Here is a 1,316-nt window from a genome sequence, read left to right on the forward strand (position 1 = left end):
TATATGGACACCTCGGATAGATCAAACATTTTGTGAGTAACAGAAAGTAATACTGCGTACGTATATCCGACCTGTTTGTGAGCATCTTCGTGCTCTGGCCTTAATGAGAACCGCGCCTTCGCTGCTTATCATCCCTTCGGTGTTACAACACCTTGTACTCTCTCAGCATTTGCGAAGGCCGGTATTACCTGTTACTTCATTAATTGCGTTCGGTTTTTCGGGTATGTAATTGTTCTTGTTGTTTAGCCAGGTCTGTACTCCGTTTTGTAGTAAAGCATTGCCCAAATGATTCTGGCGAGTTTGTTGGCCACAGCTACCGCCGCTTTCTGTTTGCCTCTTCGCTCGATGACCTTTCTTGCCCAGACAGATAACCTGTCGTCGTTATTATTGGCGTAGCGTATGACAGACCAAGCACCTTGAATCAGTTGTCGCCTTAGATAGCTGTTTCCCCGCTTGGTAATTGCCCCTAATTTCTGCTTTCCACCACTTGAGAACTCTTTCGGCACTAGCCCCAAGTTTGCCGAGAAATGTCGCCCATTTTGATAACCTGAACCATCACCAGCGAACGATACCGCCGCCGTAGCAATAATTTCAGCGACACCTCGTATAGCGGTTAATCGCTTGGTATCTTCATGATTTCTTGCCTGTAGTCGAATCTCTTTTTCCAGTGATTTAATCGAAGCATTGATGGCATATAACTCATCGAGTAACTCTCTGATATACCTACGGGCGGTGGTGGTTAGTGAGTTATCGGCATCTTCGAGTAACTCAGGTAGAGCAAGGTTGAGCGGGTCGCGGCCTTTGGGAATAACAATGCCGTATTCACTCAACAATCCACGTATTTGATTGGTCAACGCGGTTCTGACACGAATACGACGCTCGCGAATTCGATGGGAAATAATGATATCGACCTGCTCTAAGGTTCTTGGTTTTACACAGATGATGTTAGGGCGCATCGCTGCCTCACAGATTGCAAAGGCATCATTGCGGTCATTTTTATTGCCTTTCACGAAGGGCTTCACGTGCTGTGGTGGGATAAGTTTTACCTCAAATCCGCGCGACATCAGCTCTCGCCCCCAATAATTTGACCCACTACAGGCTTCCATGGCAATCACAGCATCGGGATATTGAACGAGCGTTTTCAACAGTTGAGTGCGTTTAACGGTGCGATTAAAGAGCGTTTTACCGGCTTGATTGACACCGCAAACCTGAAGAACATTTTTTGCCAAATCGATACCAATTAGAGTAACTTTCATAGTGGACACCTTTTGTTGACATTGAACCTTGTAAATTCAATATGGCGCTTTTGACGCCGA

Annotated in this window: 1 protein-coding gene; it reads right to left on the minus strand. The window is 45.9% G+C overall.

All coding sequences use genetic code 11. The features are described from left to right. Positions 1–242: 242 nt before the first annotated feature. Positions 243–1,256: an IS110 family RNA-guided transposase gene (locus tag GNT65_RS20405; RefSeq protein ID WP_160799000.1), complete on the minus strand. Its 1,014-nt coding sequence runs from the start codon at positions 1,254–1,256 to the stop codon at positions 243–245. Between the last annotated feature and the right edge of the window lie 60 nt (positions 1,257–1,316).

Source organism: Shewanella insulae, assembly GCF_009831655.1.
GTDB classification, from domain to species: domain Bacteria; phylum Pseudomonadota; class Gammaproteobacteria; order Enterobacterales; family Shewanellaceae; genus Shewanella; species Shewanella insulae.